At 35.7% G+C, this 25,759-nt stretch carries 20 protein-coding genes; 6 read left to right on the top strand and 14 right to left on the bottom strand.

The window, feature by feature from the left end; translation table 11 throughout:
• Window positions 1-19 precede the first annotated feature (19 nt).
• Window positions 20-490: a regulatory protein RecX gene (locus tag ACFQ1K_RS10590; protein WP_320554715.1), complete on the top strand. Its 471-nt coding sequence runs from the start codon at window positions 20-22 to the stop codon at window positions 488-490.
• Between the two features lie 55 nt (window positions 491-545).
• Here ACFQ1K_RS10590 and ACFQ1K_RS10585 read toward each other — a convergent pair whose 3' ends face one another.
• The 5 genes from ACFQ1K_RS10585 to ACFQ1K_RS10565 form a co-directional block, all read right to left on the bottom strand.
• Window positions 546-1,031 (bottom strand): DUF6646 family protein, encoded by a 486-nt coding sequence (locus ACFQ1K_RS10585; protein WP_320554714.1) that lies wholly within the window; start codon window positions 1,029-1,031, stop codon window positions 546-548.
• 57 nt (window positions 1,032-1,088) lie between these two features.
• A complete protein-coding gene (locus ACFQ1K_RS10580; protein ID WP_320554713.1) occupies window positions 1,089-1,949 on the bottom strand; it encodes a cupin-like domain-containing protein in 861 nt (286 codons plus the stop codon).
• 112 nt (window positions 1,950-2,061) lie between these two features.
• Window positions 2,062-3,489, bottom strand: coding sequence for a flotillin family protein (locus tag ACFQ1K_RS10575; RefSeq protein ID WP_320554712.1), 1,428 nt, complete (start codon window positions 3,487-3,489; stop codon window positions 2,062-2,064).
• 27 nt (window positions 3,490-3,516) lie between these two features.
• Window positions 3,517-4,161 carry a hypothetical protein gene (locus tag ACFQ1K_RS10570; RefSeq protein WP_320554711.1) on the bottom strand — a complete coding sequence of 215 codons (645 nt, stop codon included), beginning with the start codon at window positions 4,159-4,161 and terminating at the stop codon, window positions 3,517-3,519.
• Window positions 4,162-4,508: 347 nt separating this feature from the next.
• Entirely contained in the window at window positions 4,509-6,326 is a 1,818-nt protein-coding gene (locus tag ACFQ1K_RS10565; RefSeq protein WP_320554710.1) for a TonB-dependent receptor plug domain-containing protein, read from the bottom strand.
• 70 nt (window positions 6,327-6,396) lie between these two features.
• Between ACFQ1K_RS10565 and ACFQ1K_RS10560 the strand changes: the two genes are divergently transcribed.
• Window positions 6,397-7,890, top strand: coding sequence for an aminotransferase-like domain-containing protein (locus ACFQ1K_RS10560; RefSeq protein WP_320554709.1), 1,494 nt, complete (start codon window positions 6,397-6,399; stop codon window positions 7,888-7,890).
• Here ACFQ1K_RS10560 and ACFQ1K_RS10555 read toward each other — a convergent pair.
• The 5 genes from ACFQ1K_RS10555 to ACFQ1K_RS10535 form a co-directional block, all read right to left on the bottom strand.
• Window positions 7,887-8,417, bottom strand: coding sequence for a hypothetical protein (locus ACFQ1K_RS10555; protein ID WP_320554708.1), 531 nt, complete (start codon window positions 8,415-8,417; stop codon window positions 7,887-7,889). The genes ACFQ1K_RS10560 and ACFQ1K_RS10555 overlap by 4 nt on opposite strands.
• A 76-nt stretch (window positions 8,418-8,493) precedes the next feature.
• A complete protein-coding gene (locus ACFQ1K_RS10550; RefSeq protein WP_320554707.1) occupies window positions 8,494-8,910 on the bottom strand; it encodes a putative signal transducing protein in 417 nt (138 codons plus the stop codon).
• 9 nt (window positions 8,911-8,919) lie between these two features.
• On the bottom strand, window positions 8,920-9,651 hold the full coding sequence (locus ACFQ1K_RS10545; protein ID WP_320554706.1) for an SOS response-associated peptidase: 732 nt from the start codon (window positions 9,649-9,651) through the stop codon (window positions 8,920-8,922).
• A gap of 25 nt (window positions 9,652-9,676) precedes the next feature.
• Window positions 9,677-10,894, bottom strand: a complete 1,218-nt coding sequence (gene dinB, locus ACFQ1K_RS10540) for a DNA polymerase IV (RefSeq protein WP_320554705.1) — start codon at window positions 10,892-10,894, stop codon at window positions 9,677-9,679.
• Entirely contained in the window at window positions 10,881-13,907 is a 3,027-nt protein-coding gene (locus tag ACFQ1K_RS10535; protein ID WP_320554704.1) for a DNA polymerase III subunit alpha, read from the bottom strand. Before ACFQ1K_RS10535 ends, dinB begins: the two co-directional genes overlap by 14 nt.
• Before the next feature lie 74 nt (window positions 13,908-13,981).
• Here ACFQ1K_RS10535 and ACFQ1K_RS10530 point away from each other — a divergent pair, with 74 nt between their 5' ends.
• Both ACFQ1K_RS10530 and ACFQ1K_RS10525 read left to right on the top strand, forming a co-directional pair.
• Window positions 13,982-14,746, top strand: a complete 765-nt coding sequence (locus ACFQ1K_RS10530; protein ID WP_320554703.1) for an XRE family transcriptional regulator — start codon at window positions 13,982-13,984, stop codon at window positions 14,744-14,746.
• 1 nt (window position 14,747) lies between these two features.
• On the top strand, window positions 14,748-15,722 hold the full coding sequence (locus ACFQ1K_RS10525; RefSeq protein WP_320554702.1) for a Gfo/Idh/MocA family protein: 975 nt from the start codon (window positions 14,748-14,750) through the stop codon (window positions 15,720-15,722).
• Between the two features lie 489 nt (window positions 15,723-16,211).
• Here the strand turns inward: ACFQ1K_RS10525 and ACFQ1K_RS10520 are convergent, their stop codons facing one another.
• The 4 genes from ACFQ1K_RS10520 to ACFQ1K_RS10505 form a co-directional block, all read right to left on the bottom strand.
• A complete protein-coding gene (locus ACFQ1K_RS10520) occupies window positions 16,212-16,490 on the bottom strand; it encodes a F0F1 ATP synthase subunit epsilon (RefSeq protein WP_320554701.1) in 279 nt (92 codons plus the stop codon).
• A gap of 25 nt (window positions 16,491-16,515) precedes the next feature.
• Complete coding sequence (gene atpD, locus ACFQ1K_RS10515; protein WP_320554700.1) at window positions 16,516-18,024, bottom strand: F0F1 ATP synthase subunit beta; 1,509 nt, start codon at window positions 18,022-18,024, stop codon at window positions 16,516-16,518.
• 180 nt (window positions 18,025-18,204) lie between these two features.
• Window positions 18,205-19,737, bottom strand: coding sequence for a G-D-S-L family lipolytic protein (locus ACFQ1K_RS10510; protein ID WP_320554699.1), 1,533 nt, complete (start codon window positions 19,735-19,737; stop codon window positions 18,205-18,207).
• 19 nt (window positions 19,738-19,756) lie between these two features.
• The gene (locus tag ACFQ1K_RS10505) at window positions 19,757-22,558 is read right to left on the bottom strand and encodes a TonB-dependent receptor (RefSeq protein WP_320554698.1); all 2,802 of its coding nucleotides are present in this window, start codon (window positions 22,556-22,558) and stop codon (window positions 19,757-19,759) included.
• A gap of 328 nt (window positions 22,559-22,886) precedes the next feature.
• On the opposite strand from ACFQ1K_RS10505, the gene ACFQ1K_RS10500 reads away from it, so the two are divergent.
• Both ACFQ1K_RS10500 and ACFQ1K_RS10495 read left to right on the top strand, forming a co-directional pair.
• Window positions 22,887-24,191 (top strand): arylsulfotransferase family protein, encoded by a 1,305-nt coding sequence (locus ACFQ1K_RS10500; protein ID WP_320554697.1) that lies wholly within the window; start codon window positions 22,887-22,889, stop codon window positions 24,189-24,191.
• Between the two features lie 154 nt (window positions 24,192-24,345).
• Complete coding sequence (locus ACFQ1K_RS10495) at window positions 24,346-25,737, top strand: sulfotransferase domain-containing protein (protein ID WP_320554696.1); 1,392 nt, start codon at window positions 24,346-24,348, stop codon at window positions 25,735-25,737.
• The last annotated feature ends 22 nt before the right edge of the window (window positions 25,738-25,759 follow it).

Raw genomic sequence — 25,759 nt, 5'->3', positions numbered from 1 at the left:
AAAATTTTATTTTCGCCTAATGAATCCACAAAGCACTTATACTGTCGATGAAGCGCAAAAAAAGCTTGAAAATTACTGCGCTTATCAAGAGCGTTGCCACAAAGAGGTAAGGGCAAAGCTAGAGGGCATGAACATGATTCCTGAGGCCATAGACAAGATTATGGTGCATCTTATTGGGCATAATTTTTTAAATGAAGAACGTTTCGCAAAGGCTTTTGTGCGAGGAAAATTCAGAATAAAAAAGTGGGGAAAAATACGGTTGGTGAGAGAGTTAAAATTCAAGGATATTTCAAAGTATGCCATTGATGTGGCGCTAAAGGAAATTAAGGATGAGGATTATTTTGAAACTTTAGATGAACTCACCCAAAAACGGATCGCGCAAGTGACTGAAAAAAATCCGTACAAGAAAAAGAAAAAAGTAGCTGATTATTTGCTTTATAGAGGGTGGGAAAGCCATCTGGTGTATGAAAAACTAAATGAATATTTATAAAAAAAGCCTTTTCAATTTTAAGAAAAGGCTTTTAAATATTAACGTTTGTGACGTTTTATAGATTAAAACTAGCACCAATATTAAAAGTAAATTGGTTATAAAATAAATCTACGTCATCATCATATTTTGCAAGTGGAAAAGCCGCTTCAGTATATATACCAAAACCTTCAGAAAAGAAATAACGCGCACCTAAATGACCACCAAAGTTCTTTAAGCTTAGACTAAGACCAGGATAAAGGTCAAAGTTAGGATCAATATTTATAACATTACCAAGGTTGGCGTTAAATCTAGCTTTTAAATCAAAACGATCCCCAAAATCAGCGACATCAGCTAATACATCGTCAATACCCAATGCATAAGACGAGGACAAACCAACCGAGAAATTTTCACCTAATCCGTAATCATAAGTAAGATTTAGTCCCGTGGCTTCATCTTGAAAGTTGGCACCGACCTGAAACTTTTGGTCACCTTTGCCTTTAAATGCCTGTGAGTTTCCGAAACTGAATAGTAACAATGCAGCTATTAATACAATATTTTTCATGGTTTTTACTTTTTTAGAAATATTAGTAAATATACAAATAGAATATATTTGAGAAAATTAAACGTAACGCTTTGTGTTGGTAATGGCCTTTTCATTTTTCCAATCTATCCACTCTTGACCCTTAATTCTACGCATTAAATTATCATAGTTTCGCATTAAAAACACATTATATAAAGCTTTGCCTAAGTTCTTGGGATTGCGTGCAATAGCCCGTAAACTCATTGAAAAGCCAGGTGTTATATAGCGCATGTAGTGCCAATAACCTTCTGGCATATAAAGTACTTCGCCATGGTTGAGGTTACATACCCATCCCTTTGCGTGTTGTAATGCTGGCCATTTCTCAAAATCTGGATTGGCAAAATCAATATCCTCTCTGGTAATTAACGAATGCGGTACTTTATAGAGATACTTATTCTGTTTTTGATCAAAAAGAATGATTTGTTTTTTACCTTCAAAATGAAAGTGAAAAATATTAGCCAAATCAATATCATAATGCATAAACGTGTAGGAATCTCTTCCTCCAAAAAATAGCATTGGTAAACCTTTCATTAATCGAAGTCCAAAATCCGGATAGCTAAAATCCTTTTGAAGTTGAGGGACTTCTTTTAATATATTCCAAAGGAAAATCCTGAATTTGGTTGGCTCTCGTTTTAAAAGGTCGATGTAGTCACTCATTTTCATTTTGGCATGAGCTTCATTAAAACCATCCTTGTAATCTACAGGTCTATCATCATAAAGTGGCACAATTTTATCACCTGCAACTTCCTTCATGTAGTCTAGGTTCCACTTTTTGTATGCTGGCCAATCTTCTATAAAACGCTCTATCACCACAGGTTTTTGTGGCTTAAAATAGTGTTTTAAAAAATCAGCCTTTGTGATTGTTTCAACACGAGGTATGTCTTGAAGATTTAATTGCAAAGGTTAAACCGTTTTGAGCGCTAAAGTTAATAAAACGTTACCAAAGTTTTGATATTGTTAAATTGAAAAGCGAAAAAAACCCACTCAGTTAATGAGTGGATTTAATTGAAGGTTATTTACTTGGTTCATCGGTTTTAGCATCTTCCGCCTCTATCTCTTTTTTGTCTTTACCTTTTAGATACTCAGGTAAATCCATACCAGCCATATTAAACATTTCTTGCAATGGAGGTACGGCTTTGTACATGCCAGAAATAAAATTAGAGGTAGAGGACTTGCCATCCTTGCTGGCACCTTGTTCCCACACAGTGACTTTATCAATCTTGATATTTTTGATGGCTTCCGCTTGTGTTTTCACCAATTCTGGTAATTTATCTGCTATAAGTAATAACACCGCGTCTTTAGAATTGTTACCTGCAGCTTTTACGATTTCATCTAAACCAGCCGCTTGTTTGGTCAATACTTCATAAAGCCCTTTTGCTTCAGCTTGTGCTTTAAATAAAATAGCATCGGCTTCACCTTTAGCGCGTCTTCTAATGCGTTCTGCTTCTGCTTCGGCATCGATTTCAGCTTTCTTTTTAGCAATTTCTGTAGGTACAATAACATCTGCCATTTGAGAGGATCTTTCACGCTCCGCTCTTGCTGTTTCAGCCTCCTGCTCAGCAGCATAGGATTCTTGCAATGCTTTTGCAGCTTGCACTTTTTCTGATGCAATTGCTACACGTTCTGCTTCTGCCTCGCGCTGACGACGTAGAGAGTCTGAATTAGCTACCGAAATTTTAGCTGTATTTTCACCTTCAACTGCTTTAGCATTTGCAGCAGCAACTTGTGTTTTCTCATCTTGTACCGCATTAGCTTCACCAATGGCACCATCTCTGTTTTTCTCTGCAACAGATTTACGCGCCGCATTTATGGCGTGCGCAGCAGCTTCCTTACCTAAAGCTTCAATATATCCAGATTCGTCAACAATATCGGTAATGTTTACGTTGATGAGCTTAAGACCAACTTTCTTCAGTTCCGATTCAACAGATTGCGAAATGTTGGTCAGAAATTTATCTCTGTCAGAGTTGATTTCTTCAATATCCATTGAGGCTACAACCAGACGTAACTGACCAAAAATAATTTCTTTAGCTAATTCCTGAATGTCTTGTAAACCCAAACCTAATAGACGTTCCGCAGCATTTTGCATCACTCCAGGCTCCGTAGATACACCAATAGTAAAGCGTGAAGGTACATTAACACGAATGTTTTGTTTAGACAGGGCGTTTACCAAGTTAACTTCAATAGAAATTGGTGTTAAGTCCAAATACTCATAGTCTTGTATAACAGGAACGATAAACGCTGCACCACCATGAATACATTTGGCAGATTTTCCACCTCCTACCTTACCGTAAACTACTAAAATGCGGTCTGATGGACAGCGTTTATAGCGCTTTATAAGAATGATTAAGGTGAGCACTATAAAAAGTGCAACAAATATGAGAAGCATTGGACCGCCAAAGTTCTCTATGTTGACGTTGTCTTGAATGAGTAAGTTAATCATAGGACGAAATAGTTATAGGTTAATAATTTATTTATTTTCTAAAAGGTTGTTTTGCCCTTCTTCCAGTTCAGCATATTGGTTAGAAGAAGGTTCTATGGGTTTGCGTGTGCGATCTACGATAAGAATACCGTTAGAGGTAACATCTACCACTTTAATAATGGTTCCAGATTTTAAAGGGGTTTGCGAATCGGTGAGTGCCTCAAGTTCTCTCATTGTACCTTGCACATTAAGCGTTACCTTTCCCATACTAGAACGGTCTGCACCGATGGTTAGATACACTTCGCCAACGGCATCCAAGGCATTTTTATAATTAAGTGTGCCACTATCACTCAGTTTACTGATGAAATAGAATAGTATCGCCATGATTGCCATCATCAATAAACCACTGATTACAGAAATAATTATGGTCATTGGTTTGGATAAACCAGCATCGATGCAGGCAATACCACTCCAACCAAAAATGGTAAAAAAGCCTACTAAATTCTTAAATGAAATGAATTGGAAGCCTGCTCCAACATCACTATCTATATCTGCATCCAAGTCGCCAATATCATGAGCATCTCCACCCAAAAAGGCCATAAACATGACTATAATAAAGACTAATGAGCCCACTAAGGCAACAGACCAATATAGCTTTGAAAGAAACTCTAAATTTGAAAACCACTCTGTCATACATATGCTGTTTTAAGGGTTACTAAATATACAACCATTGTAAGATTATTCAATCTTATTTTGAAAGTTTTGGACAAAGTTTAGCCACCAATTGAGACTTAAATCGTCTTGGAAATTTTGAAATCTTGGTTTGGATAATGAATTATCCAAAATGTAGGAATATCAACTAAAAAAATAGATGGTTAGTCTTGTTGATTTATAGGCCATTTTTTTGAGCTCTTGTAAAATGGTTTTACAAATCACTTTCAATATATCAGTAGCTTTAGATTTCATTTTGTTACAGTCAGACCAAATAAAAATCCTGTCTATTAGAACAGGATTTTAGAATGATTAAATTAACCTCTGGTTTACTTAAGGGTATATCGCAATCCAAATAACACATTACTTGGTGGCATTGGAACAAATCCTGTTTCGATATAGTCTGCATCAAAAATATTACTTGCCGTTATGGTAAATTCTACCTGTTTTAAACTTAAAGCGATAGATACATCCCAGACATTGTAGGTTTGTCCTGTAGTGCGTTCGGCATACTTATATATTATATTTTGAGATAGGTTTTTAAATAAACGGGTGCTTAGCCGTGTGATGTATTGGTGTTTTAACGTGTTTAGGGAATAGCGTGATAGCTCTTCATTTTGATCTAAAATATTATCATCTAAATAGGAGTATCCAAAAGCTAACGTTTGGCTGAACTTATTAAGTTTAAAGTTGTAAGAGGCATCAAACTCTAGCCCCTTTGTATTGGCTTCCGTAATATTCCTAGCTGAGAAAATATCTTCTGATACATCTGCTCTTACATAATCAATAAGATTTTTGGAGTCTCTATTAAATATGGCAATACTGGCTGTTAGTCTAGGTGAAATATATTTTAACCCTAACTCTTGGGCAAAAGCTTCTTCTGGCTCTAAATTTTCATTACCATTGGTTACTGGATCACTATAATAGAGATCCGTGTAGGTAGGTATGCGGTAGGTATAGCCAACATTACCATATAGTTTAAAGTTATTGTTAATATCAAAGCCGATATCTATGCCTGGGAATGCATGAAATTTAAAATCTGAAAAATAGGTCAATGCTATACCTGGTGTAATATCTAAGCTATTATCCAAAATACTAAAACGATGCTCTAAAAATACGTTGGCCATAAAACGATTTCGATTTCCTAGGTTATTACTTCTGAGGTAAATCTTAGAAAGGTCCACACCAAAACCAGTAATCCCCAATTCTGATGTGTAAGACGCATTTGCTTCTACACCGATTTTATCTGAAATATGAAGATTTCTATAAAACTCAGGGTCATTTCTTCTTAATAAAAAGATATCCTGATTGCGTTTCCAGTACATTCTAGGCTGAATTTTCAACTTATTTTTTCTAAAGATAGTTGTAAATGCAACTAAGCTGTTTTGTGTTTCTTCGTACTCATTAAAGGTTGGGTTTGTCGTATAAAAATTTTCAGCGCCAAACTTACGCTCTAAGAATGTGACGGTCATTTCAATGGGCTGTACATTCTTGTTGAAGTTGCTTTTTAGAAAGTAGTTCGCATTATCGTAGTCGGTATTATTGCGATACCCTTCAGAAGTTACTCTTCCTACATGAATGATATGCGATGAGTTTTCTAATTCTACACCAGCCGTTACATTGCCGTTAAGTTGACCAAAGGAGCCTGTCTCAACATTAACTGAAGTTGTTGTGTTAAGATTTTTCTTGGTAACAATATTTATTGCTCCTGCGAAGGCATTTTGTCCAAAAACCCTAGCAGCTGGACCTTTGATAATTTCTATGCGCTCAATAACTTCGATCGGTAATGCGGCGTTCATGGTATGATGCCCAGTTTGGGCATCATCCATTTTAATACCATCTATAAGGAGCAGAGTTTGGTCAAATCCACCACCTCTTATGTAAAGGTCAGCTTGACTACCGCCAGTACCGCGTCGGCGGATATCTACACCAGCCACTTGTTGCAAGAGATCTGCGACGTTAACGGCGGCACTATTTTTAATGTCCTTGGAGGTAATAATATTAATGGTTCTGGAATTTTCCCTAAAGGGTAAATCGATACGTGTACTGGTAAGGGTTACAGAATCGAGTTGCTGTGTAACCTCCTGTGCGTTCAATTGTACACTGACAAGAAGCAATAATATAAACGCATTAATGGTTTTTCTCATAACTGGTTTTAAATTCAAAGTACAAAAGTCGTAACTTTCCGGACGATTAAAATAGTCCGCGTTTAAAACTATGAATAGTCCGGTTAATGCCATTTTAAAACAACTTCTTACTTATGATAAAACTATCGTACAGCCAGTATATGTGCAAGTGGCCCAACAGGTTGTAAATGCCATTCAACGTGGTTACTTGTCTAAAGGCACCAAATTGCCTGGCACCAGAGTTTTAAGCCAATTATTACGAGTACACAGAAATACAGCGGTGGCTATTTATGACGAGTTGGCTTCGCAGGGCTGGGTAGAAATTATAGCTAATAAGGGGACGTTTGTGTTACCACCAGAAGAAAAAACGAAACGGATTAAAGCAGGGACAGAACATTTACATGAAGCGTATCATTACCCGAAAACTGCAGGATTTCCGTTTCAGGAATCATTTCATTTGTCGTCTAGCTTCCGACAAACAGAAGCCAAGTATGTTGTAAATGATGGTAAACCTGATTTACGCCTACATCCTACACATCAATTTTCAAGATGGTATAGTGCAGCGATGAAGCGTAAGCCACTGATTCAAAAATGGAATAGAACAACTATAGTTTCCAGCTCATCATTTAAAACACAACTATGCAATTACCTTAATGCCACAAGAGGATTTCATATTCAACCAAATAATATTCTCAATACTCGGAGTACGGAGATGAGTCTCTACATTGTAGCGCAATTGTTAATTAAGCAAGGAGATTTAGTTTTGGTGGGTCAGTTGAGTCATTATGCCTCCAATACTATTTTTCAGGAGGCAGGAGCCACAATTCGAACTATTCCTGTAGAAGATGAAGGTTTAGATATAGATTACATCCGGAAGCATTTTATGAAAAAGCGTATAAGATGCATTTATGTAAGTTCGCAAAGGCACTATCCTACCACCAAAACACTGAGCGCTAAAAGAAGATTACAACTTTTGGACCTGGCAAAGGAATATGGTTTTGCCATTATAGAGGATGATTATGATTATGATTTTCAGTTCGACGGTTCGGCCATGCTGCCTATGTCTACAGCAGATACCAATGGTATGGTCATTTACTTAGGCAAAATTGGTCAATCTCTTTTCCCTAGTTTTCAATCGGGTTTTGTGGTGGCACCCGAAAATTTAATTGCTGAAGCGCAAAATTACCTTACACTTTTGGATGAGCAGGGCGATGTTATACAAGAGCAAATGCTATCAGAGTTAATTGCTGAAGGTGAAATATACAGGTTGCTCAAAAAAAACATCGTTACCTATAAAAGGCGCAGAGATGTTTTATGTGAAATTTTAAAGTCCCATTTTAAAGATGTAATAGCATTTGAAAAACCAACAGGCGGATTGGCCATTTGGATTCAGTTTGTAAAAGAAATACCGTTGGTGAAGTTGTCTAATGAAACGGAAGCCTTAGATGTATTTTTGCCTAAAACAATACTTTATCAAGATAAAGACATCTGTGCCATGAGGTTTGGTTTTGGACATTTAGATGAAGAGGAACTGAAAATTGTAGTTTCTAGATTGAAGCAGGCCTATGATATCATAATGGGCTAATCAGTATGAACAATAACACCTTCTTCACGTAGCCTTGTTTTGTCTACCCATTTAAAGTCACCTTTTTCAGTAGCATCCAATAAGTCTATGAGTAAAGCATCGGCAATATGTGAGGCTACTTCAAAAGCCTCTTTTTGGTCTTTAGTTTCATATACTGTGATTTTCTTGTTATTGTCGTAAAATAAATTTAGATGGATAATAGGAAAAGTGTTTGTGGTTTCTGCAGATAAGGCGCGGACGGTTATGCTTTCATTCGTTGCAAAAACAGAGATATAATCAGCCATTGGTAAAGGATTCCATTTACCAACTTTTATACCAAAAACAGAAATGGTGTTTCTGTATGTTTTAGATGCTAGGTCTATTTCTGAACCATCACTTCTCAGGAGGATAAAGGAAAGGACTAGTAAAACGATTGAATTTAAAATGCTGACATATAGAAAGCCATAAATACTACCTAGTAGTAATAGAAGTCCTAAAGCAATTTTATAAAATGGAACTTTTCTAGTATAACTTATAATGGCTTTCATATGGCACAAATATAGTTTTTGATTTAAAATAAACTCCAATAAAAGTATTTACTTATCTGCAGTAATGATATGATTCCTAATATTTGGCATCAATATGAGTTCCACAGCTATCGCATTTGTACTCATATCGAGCACTAAAAGGAAGCGTGCCAAAAATAATTCCAATAACGAAATGAAAGAATGATTTAAAACTGTTAATGGTAGAGTAAAGGCTGATTTGTTGACTTTTACAATTTGGACAAACAAGAGTGTTACCGTCATTATCTAAGGTGTGAGATGGGATAGAGTCTAAAATGATTCTTGCTTGAGCGGCATCTTTAGCTAGTACGTTTAGTTTTATACCACCTATGGCATTACTGACTAAAGGATCTGTGTCTATAGTAATGTTGTCTTTTAAGAATACTTTGATACCTTCTGTCTCTAGTCGTCCTTTTATGATCTCGGCTTCAGAGGAATAGTTGTAACGTGCTATGGTTGTAAACGTATCTTTCATTAATAGGTTTTAAAATAATGTGTCCTTCTGAACAGGCTTTATAATATAAGGTTTGTTGGTGTCTATATTTCGTTTGTAGAGATCATGACTTACAGGATGTGCTTTAAAAGGTTTATGGGTTATACCAATTGCTATGAGTTCATTTACTTCAGCTATACTTAAACCATCGTCTAACCAATCTTCGTAATAATTAGAATCTAATACTAAAGGCATACGTTTTCCCTTGTTGTGTACTTCCATAAAAAATTCATTAGCCTCTGTAGTTAGTATGGTGGCACTTAGGGTATGATCATCAATTTCGTTATAAAGTCCGGCAAATAGAAATACATCGCCTTCCGGATTAGCTTCTGAAGGTTGGTAGCAAAAATAAGGTATCGCTTTGCCGTTATAGTGATGTGGTTCGTAAAACCCATCTGCTAATATCAAACAGCGTTTGTCTTCAGCACTGTTTTTAAAGGAAGCTTTGTCAAAAATCGATTCAGAACGTGCGTTAAGCGTATTGCTTTTTTTTCGAAATGTTTCTGGATCATGCAATGCCCAATCTGGTATAATTCCCCAAGAAGCATCGTAGATGGTTCTCGAATCTTTCATTGGAATAATCTGAAGATTACCATGAGTGAAGCCATTGAGATGGTAATACGGCTTAAAAGTTGAATTGGAATCAAATTTTACAGTAATTTGTTTGCGCAATTCTTTTTCAATTTTTTCCCGTTCTTTTCGTAATGCTGTAGAATAACACATAATTCTAAGATACTAATTTTTAATCTTATTGATGTCTGTTGGCTAATAATGGTGGCGGTTCGCCTGTAAAGGGATTCCAGCGGCTAATCGTTTTAGCCTCCATGCCTGCGGCAGACATCACAGCTCTGTCTCCATAGCGTTCGCGCATCTTATCCATAGCCTTACTAAGGTTAAGGTATATTTCGTTATCTTCAAATAAGTTGATTTGATGCCCGCCTTCGACCAAATGACTAAACTTTACACCAATGAGCCGCACTAACAATCGTCTGTTGTAAAGGCTATGAAATAGATCTAAAACTACAGGGATAATAGTATGATCCATGGCGCTATAGGGAATTCGTTTTTGTTGCGTGTAAGTTTGAAAATCTGAATATCGAATTTTAAAAGTGACACAGGCCGTTAGTTTATTACCACGTCGCAATTGATAGGCTAAATTTTCTGCCATGGCAATGACGAGTCCCTTAAGTTTATAAATATCTGTGGTATCCTGTCCAAAGGTACGTTCTGTAGAGATGGATTTGCGTTCGTGATATTGTATTACAGGGCTATTGTCTATCCCGTTGGCCTTTTTCCAAATAGAGAGTCCGTTTTTACCCAACACTTTATGCATCAATTCCATGGGCATATCCTGGACGGTTTTAATACGCTTCACACCCAAATCGCATAGTGCTTTGTAAGTAACATTACCAACCATGGGGATTTTTTTCACGGATAGTGGGGCTAAAAATGGTTTTTCGGTACCCAAAGGAATTCTAATTTCGTTATTGGGTTTGGCTTCACCTGTTGCAATCTTTGAAACGGTTTTATTCAACGATAAACCAAAGGAAATAGGTAAACCTGTTTCCTTAATAATGCGTTGACGTAATTCGGAAGCTAATTTGTGACACCCAAAAAATTTATCCATTCCAGTAAGGTCTATATAAAATTCGTCGATAGAAGTTTTCTCATATAACGGAACACTTTCTTTAATCACTTCAGTCACATTTTGTGAAAACTTGGTGTAAACACCAGAGTTGCCTCTAAGCACAATAGCTTCTGGACATAGTTGTTTTGCCATGCGCATTGGCATGGCAGAGTGTACGCCAAACTTACGTGCCTCATAACTACATGAAGCTACAACACCTCTATCGCTTGTGCCGCCAATCAGTACTGGTTTGCCATTAAGGCGACTATCTAATAGGCGCTCACAAGACACAAAAAAGGTGTCTAAATCCATATGTACTATAGATCTATTGGTGTTCATACTGTGTTTTGAGATCTTTAAAACTTTTCTTTCGCTGAAATGTTGGGTTTACTGATTTTACTGCATAGCGTGGATCTTCAATCACAGCTAAACGTTCAAATTTTGAAACCTCAATAGATACGCAATCAAACTCTATCATCACCTTACCAGTAATTTCGTAAATACCTTTTCCTCTAAAAGGATATTTACTCGCAATAGGTGGAAAATGAACCGTATCTATAAAATCACCATCTCTGTCTAAAAATGTGCCGAAATACATGCGCTTTCCATTAGACGTGCTTGTGTTTTTAGTAGTGACCAAATAGCCTTCAATTTTTACATATTTTCCTTCGAGTTGTTCTAAGTGTTTAGCTCGTAGTTTACTTGTTGATGGTACTTCTAACAAGTGAAATGGATTACATAGCGGAAAACCTAACAATTCAATTTCATCAAACGCATTTTCTAATGCAGTACTTGGCAGTTCGGGTGTATTGTAGCTAATCCGTCTTGTCTTAAACAGAGTCACTACATGGTCTTGTACTATGGTTTTACTAATTTTTAAATGTGCTTCCCATAAGAGTTCTCGTTTATTGATTCCTGTAAATCGAAACGCATTGATCTTTATTAAGATACTGATTTGTTCTATGGAAATAGGAACCCGTTCTATAAAATCATCAAGTGATGTAAAGGTTCCGTTTTGGTGACGTTCTCTAAGGATGCGTGCTGTGGTTTTAGATTCAAAGGACTGTAAAAACATAAACCCTAGATAAATGGTTTTACCTTTAATTATAGCTTGATTGTATGAGTTGTTTATACATGGTGATTCAATAATACCATTGTGCATCCGAGCTTCATGAACGTAGAGTTCTGTACTGTAAAATCCACCAAAATTATTAATAGTAGCCGTCATATATTCCAACGGATAGTAAGCCTTTAGAAAGAGACTTTGATAACTCTCCACAGCGTAAGATGCCGAGTGTCCTTTGGCAAAAGCATAACCTGCAAAACTTTCAATTTGTCTCCATATTTCTGCAGTGAGTTCTAACGATTTGCCATCGTTTTTACAATTATCAAAAAATTGCTGTTTCACTTTTAAGAATTCTGCTCTAGATCTAAATTTACCAGACATGCCACGACGTAACATATCGGCTTCACCTAGCGTGAGCCCACCAAAATAATGCGCTACCTTAATTACGTCTTCCTGATACACCATTACGCCATAAGTCTCTGGCATAATATCTAAGAGCACGGCAGGTGCATCTTTCCTTTTTTCAGGATGGCGACAGCGAAGAATATACTGACGCATCATACCCGATTTTGAAACGCCAGGTCTAATCACAGAACTTGCAGCAACTAAGCCTAAATAATCATCTACTCTCAGCTTTTTCAACAACATACGCATAGCAGGTGATTCTACATAAAAGCAACCAATGGCTTTGGCATTTTTGAGTAAGTACTTTATGCGTTTATCTTCCTTAAATCGCTTAATGTCATGAATATCTACAGGAGGTTGATTCTTGTAGTTTTCATTAATAATATCTACCGCATCTTTAATTTTGCCTAAACCGCGTTGACTTAAAATATCGAACTTGTACAAGCCAATATCTTCGGCGACAATCATGTCAAACTGTGTGGTAGGAAACCCTTTTGGGGGCATAAATGTAGCACCATAGTAATGAATAGGTTTTTCTGAAATTAAAATACCACCTGCATGTATACCTAAATAATTAGGAAATCCCTCAATATAACGGCTGTATTTTAGGACAAGCAGAGACAGTCTATCAAGTTTACCGACGTTAAACTTGCCGTGTGTTAACAGATCTATTTCAGATTTTGGTAGCCCAAAGACTTTACCCAGTTCTCTTACAGATGCTCTATACTTAAAGGTATTATATACGGTAATGAGTGCGGTATGTTTAAAAGTCTTGAAGATAAATTCAGTAATGTCATCTCTGTCTTTCCAAGAAAAATCAATATCAAAATCAGGCGGATTTTGCCTAAAGAGATTGATAAAGCGTTCAAAATATAAATCGAGCTCAATAGGATCTACATCTGTAATACGCAATAAGTAGGCAATGATACTATTGGCGCCACTACCGCGACCAACATAATAATAATTCTTACTGCGTGCATACTCTAAAATTTTCCAGTTGATTAAAAAATAAGAGACAAACCCTTTTTGTTTTATGATACTGAGCTCTTTTTCTATGCGATTATAGATTTTAGGGTCTACATTTTTTCCGTAGCGATATGGAATACCTTTATAAGTGAGCTGTTCTAAAAGTTCATAATCAGAATTGATATTTTCTGTTAAGAAGCGTTGATTTTTAGGTGTAGGATTTTCAAAATCAAATGTAATAGAACAGTGGCCTAATAAGCTCTCTGTATTATTGATAAGACTTGGGAATTCTGAATATATTTCACATAATTCATCATAAGGTAACATTTTATCATCTTCATGGCCTTCTTCGGATTTAGGAAGCTTGCTCAATAAGGTATTATTATCAATAGCACGCAATAGGCGATGTGTATTAAAGCCTTTTTTATCTTGAAAAGAGACTGTTTTTAAAACTACCAATTTTTCTCTGTGTGTATTCCATTTTGAAAACTTTAGTTGGTTGAGGTCTTTGGGTGCGATACCTAAAAATTCGTTTTGCTTAAGTTCAAAATGCTTTCCTTTTTGGTAAGGATAGACGATGAAACAATCTTCTAAAAGGTCGTCGGGTTGCTCAGGAATTTTTAAATCCTGATTATGAAGAAATTTTGATAGATATGTATTTATATTTTGAAAGCCTTGGTTGTTTTTTGCAATGACAATAAACTGTTGCTCTGCCTTATTTCTAAAGTCTACACCAAGTACAGGTTTTACCTTGTATTTTTTTGATAAACGGACGATATCCAAGCATGCTGAGGTTGTATTAATATCTGTCAATGCTAGGGTTTGTATACCATTTTCTGAAGCAATAGCAAGTAATTGCTCAGGTTTTATGGTACCGTAACGCAGGCTGTAATATGTGTGACAGTTTAAATACATGGGACTAACAAAATTAGCTACTATATGTAGTTATTATTGCTTATATTTGTAGTAAATACTGTTAAAATTTTTCAATGAAACCTATACAAGTCAACATAAAACATCTCAGGTCCTTAAAGAAGCTGTCTCAAGAACGTTTTGCTGATAATTTGGGATGGACACGCTCTATGGTAGGGTCTTATGAAGAAGGACGAAGTGAGCCACCGATAGAGCGTTTAATAGACCTGTCAAATTACTTTAATATACCTATAGATATTTTGGTGCGTAAAGATTTACGAAAGGCAAAGGACACCTCGTTCATTGAAGTAGGGAATAAGCGCGTATTATTTCCCGTCACGGTCAACGAGAATAATGAAGACCTCATAGAAATTATACCCGCAAAAGCTTCGGCAGGCTATTTATCAGGTTACGATGATCCTGAATATATAGAACAGCTTCAAAAAATAAAGCTACCATTTTTACCTACTGGAACACATCGGGCCTTTCCTATAAAGGGTGATTCTATGTTGCCGGTTAAGGACGGGGCTTTTGTGGTTGCAAAATATGTTGAAGATGTTAATGATATTAAAAACGGTAGGACTTATATCGTTTTGACAAAAGATGATGGTTTGGTTTATAAACGTGTTTATAGTACAGATGACAACAATGTGTTATTATTGAGTTCAGATAATAAATCCTATGAGCCATATTTAATACCAAAGGAAACCATCTTAGAGCTTTGGGAGTTTACATGTTGTATCAATACACAGGAGTATGATGAAAAGGAATTGAAATTGAGCAGTATCATGACCATGTTTCAAGAGCTCAAGGTAGAGTTAGAAGCCGTAAAACAGTTGTAGGATGAAGCAAACCATAAAATGGGGAATTATTGGCTGTGGCAATGTAACTGAAGTTAAAAGTGGACCAGCCTACAAAATGACTGAAGGATTTGAACTCGTTGCAGTAATGCGACGAAATCTAGAGTTGGCTAAAGACTATGCAGAACGACACAATGTAGCGAGGTATTATAATAATGCAGATCAATTAATACAGGATTCCGAGGTGGATGCCGTTTATATTGCCACACCACCAGATTCTCATTATTATTATGCAATGAAAGTAGCCGAAGCAGGTAAAATATGCTGTATTGAAAAACCAATGGCACGTAGCTATACAGAGTGTAAAGAGATACAGGATGCTTTTAATAATTTAAACCAGCCTCTATTTGTAGCTTATTATCGAAGATCCTTGCCAAGATTCAATAAGGTTAAATCCCTTTTAGAAGAAAATACCATTGGTAATGTTAGGCATGTGAGCTGGTATTTAAGTCGTACACCAAGTGATTTAGATGAATCAGATATTTATAATTGGCGAACTGATGCCAAGATAGCGCCAGCTGGCTATTTTGATGATTTAGCATGCCATGGATTAGACTTATTTACATATCTGTTTGGGAATGTAAAAACTGCCAAGGGTATAGCTAACAACCAGCAAAATTTGTACAGTGCCAAAGATTGTATTTCAGGGTCATGGGAGCATGAGTCTGGGGTTCTGGGAACTGGTTTATGGAGTTTCGGAACGTACAAAAGAGAAGACAAGGTGCGAATCATTGGAAGTGAAGGTGAACTATCATTTTCGGTTTTTGGGGAAGTACCTGTGAAGTTAATTACAAGAAATAATACAGAAGTAATTACAATTGAAAATCCAACGCATATTCAACAGTATCATGTTGAGAATATGGCAAAACATTTAAATACGGAATTCCAACATCCCTCAACTGGGGAGACTGCAACACATACCGCTTGGGTAATGGGTAAGATACTCGGTCAAATCTAGTGTTTAGGCCATGGTCTTTGTAACCACAAACCTTTAAAAAATAGAAAAATCTATACTGTTATAACGGGCAATTGTTGTGCTCTAACTTTGCATATATCCATTTACAGTTATCGCGTAATCATTAATATTCAATAAAAAACTAAAATGTAGGAAAATATAACACATTGAAAATCAATAAAATAAATTACAGTTGTTAAAGAAAAGTTAAAATATTTTAGTATATTGTAGACGTCTAACCAATCAACTTTATTATGAAAAGGCTAAATCGGGATTTTCGCTATTCAAGAATTTTTGACTTTATCACGCTATTGTTCTTCATTTTATTTCTTGCATTTTTCGCAAAGTCTATTATGTCGGCAGTAGTTTCCTTTACTAGTGAAACTTACACAAGTACCATGACACAAATGGCTTCCGCTATGAATATGCCATAAAAAAAGCGTATGTTCATAGAACATACGCTTTAAGTTTTTAAAATTCCTCAAGAAGATATTAATCTGCGAGGACAATTATTTTATTGTCTTTTATTTCAATTGTTCCAGAGTTTATTGCTAACCAAACACCTCTGTCTGATTTAGAGAATTTGTTTTCAACCTCTTCCTTTAATTGAATATTATTACCCTTAACCTTAACATGTCCTTCTTTAAGGATTGACACTATGGGTGCGTGGTTATTTAACATTTCAAACTCACCATTTATACCAGGAACGGTAACGGAATCTACTTCTCCACTAAAAAGTGTCGCTTCAGGTGAAACAATTTCTAAATGCATAATTTAATTTTCTAAGAATTCTCGATTAAGCCTCAGCAAGCATTTTCTCACCAGCTTCAATAGCTTCTTCAATAGAACCTTTAAGGTTAAATGCGGCTTCTGGTAAGTGATCTAATTCACCATCCATAATCATATTGAAGCCTTTAATAGTTTCTTTAATATCTACCAAAACACCTGGTATACCAGTAAACTGTTCTGCCACATGGAAAGGCTGAGATAAGAAACGTTGTACACGTCTTGCCCTAGATACGGCTAATTTATCTTCTTCAGATAATTCTTCCATACCAAGGATAGCAATAATGTCTTGTAATTCTTTATAACGCTGTAATAACTCTTTTACGCGTTGTGCACAGTTATAATGTTCAGCACCTAAAATCTCAGGCGTGAGGATACGAGAAGTAGAATCTAAAGGGTCTACCGCAGGATAAATACCAAGCTCAGCAATTTTACGAGATAATACTGTTGTTGCATCTAAGTGAGCAAAGGTTGTTGCAGGCGCAGGATCCGTTAAGTCATCCGCAGGTACATATACCGCTTGTACAGATGTAATAGAACCTTTCTTAGTTGAGGTAATACGCTCTTGCATAGCACCCATTTCTGTAGCTAATGTCGGTTGGTAACCTACTGCAGAAGGCATACGTCCTAAAAGAGCAGATACCTCAGAACCTGCTTGCGTAAAACGGAAAATGTTATCTACGAAGAAAAGTACGTCTTTTCCTTGTCCGTCACCAGCACCATCACGGAAGTACTCTGCAATTGTTAAACCAGATAATGCTACTCGAGCACGTGCTCCAGGAGGCTCATTCATCTGACCAAAAACGAAAGTAGCTTTAGAATCTTTCATTGCAGTTTTATCAACTTTTTGAAGATCCCAACCACCTTCTTCCATAGAGTGCATAAAATCGTCTCCATACTTAATAATGCCAGACTCCAACATCTCTCTTAAAAGATCATTACCTTCACGCGTTCTTTCACCAACACCAGCAAATACAGATAAACCACCGTGACCTTTGGCAATGTTGTTAATCAACTCTTGAATAAGTACTGTCTTACCTACACCAGCACCACCAAATAATCCAATCTTACCACCCTTTGCATAAGGCTCAATAAGGTCAATTACTTTAATACCTGTAAATAAAACTTCGGTAGATGTTGACAAATCTTCGAATTTAGGAGCTTGTCTGTGAATTGGTAAACCTGCATCTCCAGCTTTAGGTAAATCACCCAAACCGTCGATGGCATCACCAATTACGTTAAAAAGACGCCCGTAAACATCTTCACCTATTGGCATTTGGATTGGTGCACCAGTTGCGATAACTTCAGTTCCTCTACTTAAACCATCCGAAGAGTCCATAGCGATGGTACGTACGGTATCCTCTCCAATGTGAGATTGTACCTCTAATACAAGTTTTGAACCATCAGGCCTGTTTATTTCTAATGAATCATAAATTTTTGGAAGTTCCGATCCAGCTCCAAATTCTACATCGATTACTGGTCCTACAATTTGTGCAACTTTACCTGTAACTTTAGACATTACTTATATGTTTTTGTTTTGCAATAGTTTAAATTTGAAAAATATGTTGTGCAACCATGTTTGGATACGCTTATTTTTCGCGCTGCAAAGATATAGTTTTATTTAAAAAATAATATCTTTTTTAAATAAAAAAAACGCACTCGTAATAAGTGCGTTTTGATTGATTAAAATATAATGTCTTTATTGTAATAGAGGCGAAAAATTAGTAGGGAAGTCTCCAGCTTCTGCTAAGTTTCCTGAGGCTTCAAAATTAGAGCCATAGGTCGAGTCAATAGCTTGTAAAAAACTGTTTGCCATTAAAGCATAACCTCTTGCTGTTAAATGAACACCATCTAAACTCACTAAACCACCAAAGACCAAATCTGTATTCAAGTTATAATCATCAAAATTGATACCCGTTGTGGAAGCTTGCTGTAGAATAGAATTTAAATCAACTAATGCTAAGTTATTTGCACTTGCTACAGAAGATATAGTGGCGTTATAAGCATCAGTAGCTATTGCAATTTCTTCTTGTTCCTCAGGCGTAAGTACCCATTTATCTTCTAATGGTATAGCCACTCCATTAACAGTTTGAGGATTACCAGGTACAGCTTCTGTACCAATAAAACTAGAGGCAGGTAAGACTATTAAATCTTCAGCGGTTGCTTGTCTCATACTAATAAGTGCTGGATTCAATCCGGTCAAGTCTATTAAACTTTCATCCATAATGACCACAGCGTTACCTTCACCCGCTGAAAACGAAATCGTTCTTTTAGCCAATTCGGCATCAGCCATTTCTTGAGTGATTTGTCCAAACTGTACTAAACCAGCTAAGGCTTGAGCAACACCCGCGTTATATGCTCCATACGCATTTGTGCTATTTAGAAAACCTGCCGTTGCGGCATCTAATGGTATTGGGTTATGAGGTACTGTTGTAAAATGTGATAGACTCGTAATATTTGGTAAGTTACCAATAACCCCTTTAGCACCATTGGCAGTTAGACCAGATACCAAAGCATTCAAAGAAGCATCAAACGTTGCAGTATCGGTGATTGGGTTTGTACCATCGCCTCCTGAAAGGGCATATCCCAAGACATCATTTCCACCCACCTCAGATATCGAAAAGAACGTTGGGTTTTGTGCCACAGCAAGTTCTAAGATGGAGGCGTTAGGAGAATTTCCTGTTACTCTAACGGCGTAAGGATTTGCAGCGGCAGGGAAATTAGCTAAATTACCATAACCTGGTGCAACTAAATGAAAACTTTTAGCACCTGGTATCCCTAAATTATTGAACGGCCCAGTTGGGTTATTCAAAGCAATATCAGTTGAAACGGTTACGGGACCAATTACAGCCTCTAGAGGTACTGGACCTGCACCACCAAAAACTAATCTTGGATCCGTAATTCGTAAACCTCCAACTGCTAATCCACCAAAATTGTCACTCATAAATGGTTGTGTGAAAGTTCCGCCACCTGCACTTGCAAACTTACTTGCTATAATGTTAGGAAATGAATTTTCTTGACTTGCGATGAAAAGTGCATTGTCTGTAAAACCAGCTGTAAATGATGCACCAATGGCTACATAATTTGAGAAATCTGCTGTTCCAGCTGTCAGTTCGGGTAACGGACCGTCATTTGTATTATTTCTATCTCTTAAATCTTCTACAAGATCATTTTCGCAAGCTAACATTCCTATTGCCAGTAATGATAGTGCTATATATTTTACTTTTTTCATTATATTTTCTTTTCCGTTATTATAAATTGTTGATTGTCCAAGATACATAGTATTGTGAACCTATAAAGCCTGTACCAAATGCCGTAAAGTATTCATCCTGTAATAAGTTAGTTGCACCTGCCTTAAATGTAGATTTTAAACTAGGCACTCTAAAATTAATTTGTGCATCCAATACATTGAATGATGGAACATCTCCATCACCAAAAGAAGCTTCCCAGAAATAATTGTCGCTCCATCTCCATGCCACGTTAAAACCAAAGTTTTTGAATAGTTCTGTTTTTCCAAATGAAGCTTTTACTTTGTGCTCTGGTGTATTAAAGTTTGTTCTGAAGTCTGGATTTTGTTGTACATCAAAATCTAATTTAGCATAAGTATAGTTGGCACTTAAATCAAAGTCACCAAATACCTTTGCAGAAACCTGAATGGCTGCACCGTAGGAATTTACAGTTTCATCAGAATTTGTATAAGTTTGATATGCCTGGAAATCTCCATTTGCAATAGCAGCTACAGCTAAGGGTGTTCCGTTAGGTAAGGTTTGTGTCAGTTCCACATCACCATAAAATGGTGCAATTACAGTTTCATTGGCTAAGAAATCTTCATATTTATTATAGTAAGCAGAGGCGTCAATAATGATACCGTCTAACTTACCACGATATCCTACCTCAAAAGAACTTACTTGCTCAGGTTGCACTAAATTAGAATTAGCTATTTGCAAGTCTGCTGGGTTAGTAGAGGCCGCAAAAGCACTTACAGAGTTTGCAAAGAATGAGTTGTTGTAAGCAGCGGTTCCATCAAACGTTATATTAGTTTGACCTGTGATAGCCGTACCGTTTGCACTTAATTCGTAGGGTCTTATATCTCTGGCAGGATTATCAGATGCACCTCCGATAAGAATAGCTCTACCGACATCTAAGCCAATGTATAAATCTTGGGTTGTTGGGTTCCTAAATCCTGTTTGGAAAGATGCTCTAATATTATGGTCTTGGTTAATTGTAAAACCAGCTGATAATCTTGGTGAGAAAAATCCATCAAATAATTCAGACTTGTCATAACGAATGGAACCTGTAAGTTTTAATTCTACGCTTTCAGATAATTCTAAAGAACGCTGTAATTGTGTATATACACCTACTTCAGAATAGTTGATAGGTCCATCGTTATCAGTATAAATTGTTCCAAAAGAATTTAAACGGTATCTTCTGTATGATCCACCAACTTGGATTTCTGCGAAATCCACCAAATCCCCAAAATTATAATTTGCATCTGCATGATAAATTTTCGAATTATCTTGGAATTTAGAACCAGTAGTTAAATCTGGATCATTAATACTTCTATTGAATGCAGCTTGAAATTCTGGTGTTCCTGGTAAAAATCTTCCAGTGTCTGCTTGAGTTCGTGCAGCTACATGAGCCTGAGCATCAGTAGCACCACTTAATGTAGCACCAATGTAGGCACCAACATATTCACCAAACCAAGTCTGATCGTCTTTCCACGCTCTATTGATGTTGATACCAGTAAAGACCATATCATATGAATCACCTGCTTTATCTTCTGTGACATAACCTCTCACGAAAAAATTATCGTTTCTAATTTCAAGTTTGTGCTGCTGTAAGAAGAAATTTTTAATATTGTAACGGTTGGCGCCTTGGTAAATGGTATTACCAGAACCTACTTTACCCACATATTGAATTTCAAAATCATTTTCCCAAGGACGGAAATAAAGTCCCCAGTCTGCTTTTATACTTTCAGCATTGTAATTGGTTAGGTCTCTTTCATTATAACCTGTTCTACTTACATTAACCGAAGGTACTAATGCAGATGAACCCGAAGGAGCCAATCCTAAACTTTCTAAGGTTTGTGCGACATCGTTGATGTCAGTGCTAACTTCATCACCATACACATTGATTCCATCATAATCAATGTCTGCTCTAGTTAGACCTCTATTAAAACGGTCAGATTCATTAGTTGCGAACCAGTCGGTACCTTTTAAATACCCGAAATTGACTTTAGCGGCAAATTTTTCACTGAATTTGTAGGCCATTCTTACACCTAAATCGGTGTAGTCATTATCTCCAGCTGCTTCTTGAGATGTAATACCTCGTTTAATATATCCGCTAATACCTTGATGATCAAAAGGGCTTTTACTACGCATAAATAAGATACCGTTGAATGCGTTTGCACCGTATAATGCAGAAGCAGCACCTGGTAGCAATTCTACACTTTGAACATCCGTTTCTGTCATACCTAATAAATTACCAAGAGGAAAGTTAAGTGCTGGTGCTGAGTTGTCCATTCCATCTACCAATTGCATAAATCGTGTGTTGGCAAAAGTTGCAAACCCTCTTGTGTTAATAGACTTGAATGTTAAACTGTTGGTGTTAATATCTACACCTTTTAGATTTTCCAGGCCATCGTAAAAATCTACTGAGGCCGTATTTTTGATTTCTTTTAATCCAAAACGTTCTACTGTTACAGGAGACTCAAATATACGTTCTGGTGTTCGAGATGCTGAGATGACAACTTCATCCAATGAATTTCCTTCCATCAGGGTAACGTCTACCGTTTGTTCGTTGGAAGTAATTTCTATGGTTTGCGCTTCAAAACCAGTATAGCTGATACGAATAGAAAAGGGTGGATCTTGATCTACGGTAAGCGTATAGTTTCCATCAAAATCTGATACAGTACCAGAGCTGGTACCAACCACTATAATATTAGCACCAGGTAAGGGTAACCCAGTATCATCAGTAATTTTACCTTTTACCGTGGTTTGGGCAGATGTCACCACGCAAAAGAGTAATGCAAAAAGCTTTAAGATTGTCTTCATTTTAGAGAATTAGTTAATTATTTGATGCCAATTTAAATAAATATATGAAAATTAGGTAAGAAATTCTTAAAAAAGTATGCGTGCATAGCACTTATTATAAATTTAAGTGTTCAAAAATTATAGTATTGACAATTTTAGCATTATTTACAAAATTTGAACATGATTATCGTTTTATAATAGACCCTCCTTTATATGGCAATTTATTGAGTTTATGTATTTTGATATCAAACATAACGTATAAAACTGCTTTATATGGAATATTTTAAGCCATAAATTGATTTAATCTTATTATTGAGGAATATTATAAACTAACCTAAAACAGATTAAAATGAAGACCATAAGAAAATTGGCTTTTATTATTATTGGAATTTTTGTTTTAATGCTATGGAGTGGTATTGTTCGGAATGCAGCACTTGGTCAAAATGCGGCAGGACCTTTAACAGAACCAATAAGAGCTTTTTCAGAAATACCGTCTAATATGAAAATGGCTTTTAACCATTTTTTCCGTGCCCCAGAGTATTATTTAAAGACTAAGGATAAGGACTTAAAAGAAATTAATAATTTAAGTTATGACTTATATGGTTCTTATGCTTATAGAAGCGGAAATCAATTCAATATTGAGCTAAAGAATTTTAAAACAGATGAAATTATAAATAAATGGAAATTACCTGTTGAGTTTTTGTCCAAGTATTATGAGGTTGGTCAAAACGATAGATTATACCCAACAAAGTTAATGGCTAATAGAGATTTAATCGCTTCTTGTAACGAAAAGCCTGGGCTTTTAAGATTAGACTCGACTTCTAAGGTAAAATGGTTTAACAAGGATTTTATTTTTCATCATGCAATGAATTTAGATCATGAAGGAAATATATGGATACCAGGTGTGAAGCATGAAGGTGGATTAATTGTCCCTAAGGTGGTTTCTGTAGATAGTAAAAAAACTGAATACAGAGATGATCTAATTTTAAATGTAGATGCTGAAACAGGTAAGACAATATATAGTAAATCTTTAACAGAAATATTTATAGAAAATGATTTGGATGAACTAATGAATAAAGCCACACACGTTACCGATCCATTTCACTTAAATGATATACAGCCAGTAGTAATTGATAGTTCAAGTTATTATAATAAAGGCGACTTGTTTTTGAGTTTCAGGCATTTGTCAACAATCTTACATTATAGGCCTTCAACGGGTAAAGTGGTTAATGTTATTGATGGGCCATTTACTTTTCAACACGATGTTGATGTCCTTTCTGATAATACCATAGCCATTTTTAATAATAATTCACCTGCGTGGGATGTGCATTTTAATAAAAATGAGTTTAAACCAAGTAATGGAACTATTCAACGAAAAATAACCCATTCAAATGTACTTATTTATAACTTTGAAAAAGATTCATTCAAAGCGCTTTATGAAGATCAATTTATTGAAAATGAAATTTTTACAGGAGCAGAAGGTTTGTATGAATTGCTTCCTAATGGAGATATGTTTGTAGAAGAACAGGGGTCGGGAATCTTATGGGTATTAAATGAAAACGGTGTTGTCCTGAAGACAGTGTTAAAAAGTGATATTGAGGGATATCACTATCTTTCAAATTGGACGACCATTTATACAGATATTAATTTTTAAAATCTACTATTATGCTTAATTATATTGGACCTGGATTAGGACTTGGAACATTACTAATCGTTATTTTTATTGCCCTTCTTGTTATTTTTTCGTTTGGAGTGGTGCTTTGGATTCCTATCAAACGATTCTTTCGTAACTTATTTAAGAAGGGATAATGTTGTATTTAATTGTAGCAGGTATTTCAGGCTTTGCCTTGGCTGCATCTTTATTAGTTCTAAAAAAAATATTTTTTGAGCTAATAGAGTCGTCTGTATCATTAACCAACGAAGTGCTTTCTAAAGAAGATGAAAGTATTAAGCAGAAGAAATTAATTGTTGCACTAAAGCGAATTCTTATTTCGCTCTTGAAAACAGTTGTTGCCTTTATAATAATTGCTTGTGCGACCTTGCTTCCGCTTTATCTATACAGCTTGTTTAGTAAAACAAATTTTGAAAGCTTAGATTTTACATCGTTATGGTTTATCCTAAGTCTTTCTATAGGAAGCATTATTCCATTTTTCTTATTTAAGAAGAAAAGGAATGACGACAATTATTCAGAAGCCTCTAAGCTTTTTCATAGACTTATTCTTAATAATTATAACTTATCAAAACTTCTTTTTTCTTTTGACAGGAAATTTAAGAAGGGAGAAAAGATTAAAGAGGAGTCTAATTTTGTTATTGTATCAGGTTTAGCAAGAGCAGGAACAACAAGCTTGACAGACCAATTATTTAAAGCTGGAAAATTTAGTTCTTTAGATTACTCTAATATGCCTCTTCTTTTAGCGCCTAATTTATGGAAAAAACTGTATAATCCTAAAAACGCAGAGCTCAAAGAGCGTAAGCATGGGGATAAAATGATGTTTGGGTTAAATACTATTGAAGCACTAGAAGAATATTTTTTCAAGGTGTTTCTAAATGATAGTTTCATTGGTGACTCTATTTTAACTAAGCACGACATAACAGAGGAGGTCTATGAAAAGTATTTGGCATATCAGTCCTTAATTAGAAGTGATAATTCACATTTATACTTATCAAAGAATAATAATCTTATTTTGAGATATCCTTCGTTAAGATCATTAAACAGGGATTTTAAAGCTATATTTTTATTCCGTAATCCAGTAGAACATGCAGATTCTTTGTTAAATCAACATTTAAGGTTTTCTGATTTTCAACATGATGATGATTTTATAGAAACTTATATGGATTGGTTGGGACATCACGAATTTGGACATAATCAAAAGGTTTTTAGTTTCGACAATAAACCTGTTATTATAGAGTATGATAAGGGTACGTTAGATTATTGGTTGTCAGTTTGGCTGAACTATTATTCATACCTTTTAACTTTAGATGATTCAGCCATTATTTTAATTAATTATCAAGATTATCTTTCTAATCCAAAAGATGTTCTTGTTCACTTACAGAATGAATTGAAAATGGAGTTTGATTTGTCAAATGTAAAACCATTTAAGAATAATAAGACGATTGATACTTCAGGTTGTAATAAAGAACTTCTGGATGCAACAGAAAAAGTTTATGACCAATTAAAACAAAAAAAGGTGTCAATTTAAATTGACACCTTTTTTTGTTTTA

It is taken from the genome of Winogradskyella aquimaris (assembly GCF_042676105.1).
Classification (GTDB): Bacteria; Bacteroidota; Bacteroidia; order Flavobacteriales; family Flavobacteriaceae; genus Winogradskyella; species Winogradskyella aquimaris.
The sequence above is the reverse complement of the archived record's forward strand: the minus strand, read 5'-3'. Positions and strand labels throughout refer to the sequence as shown.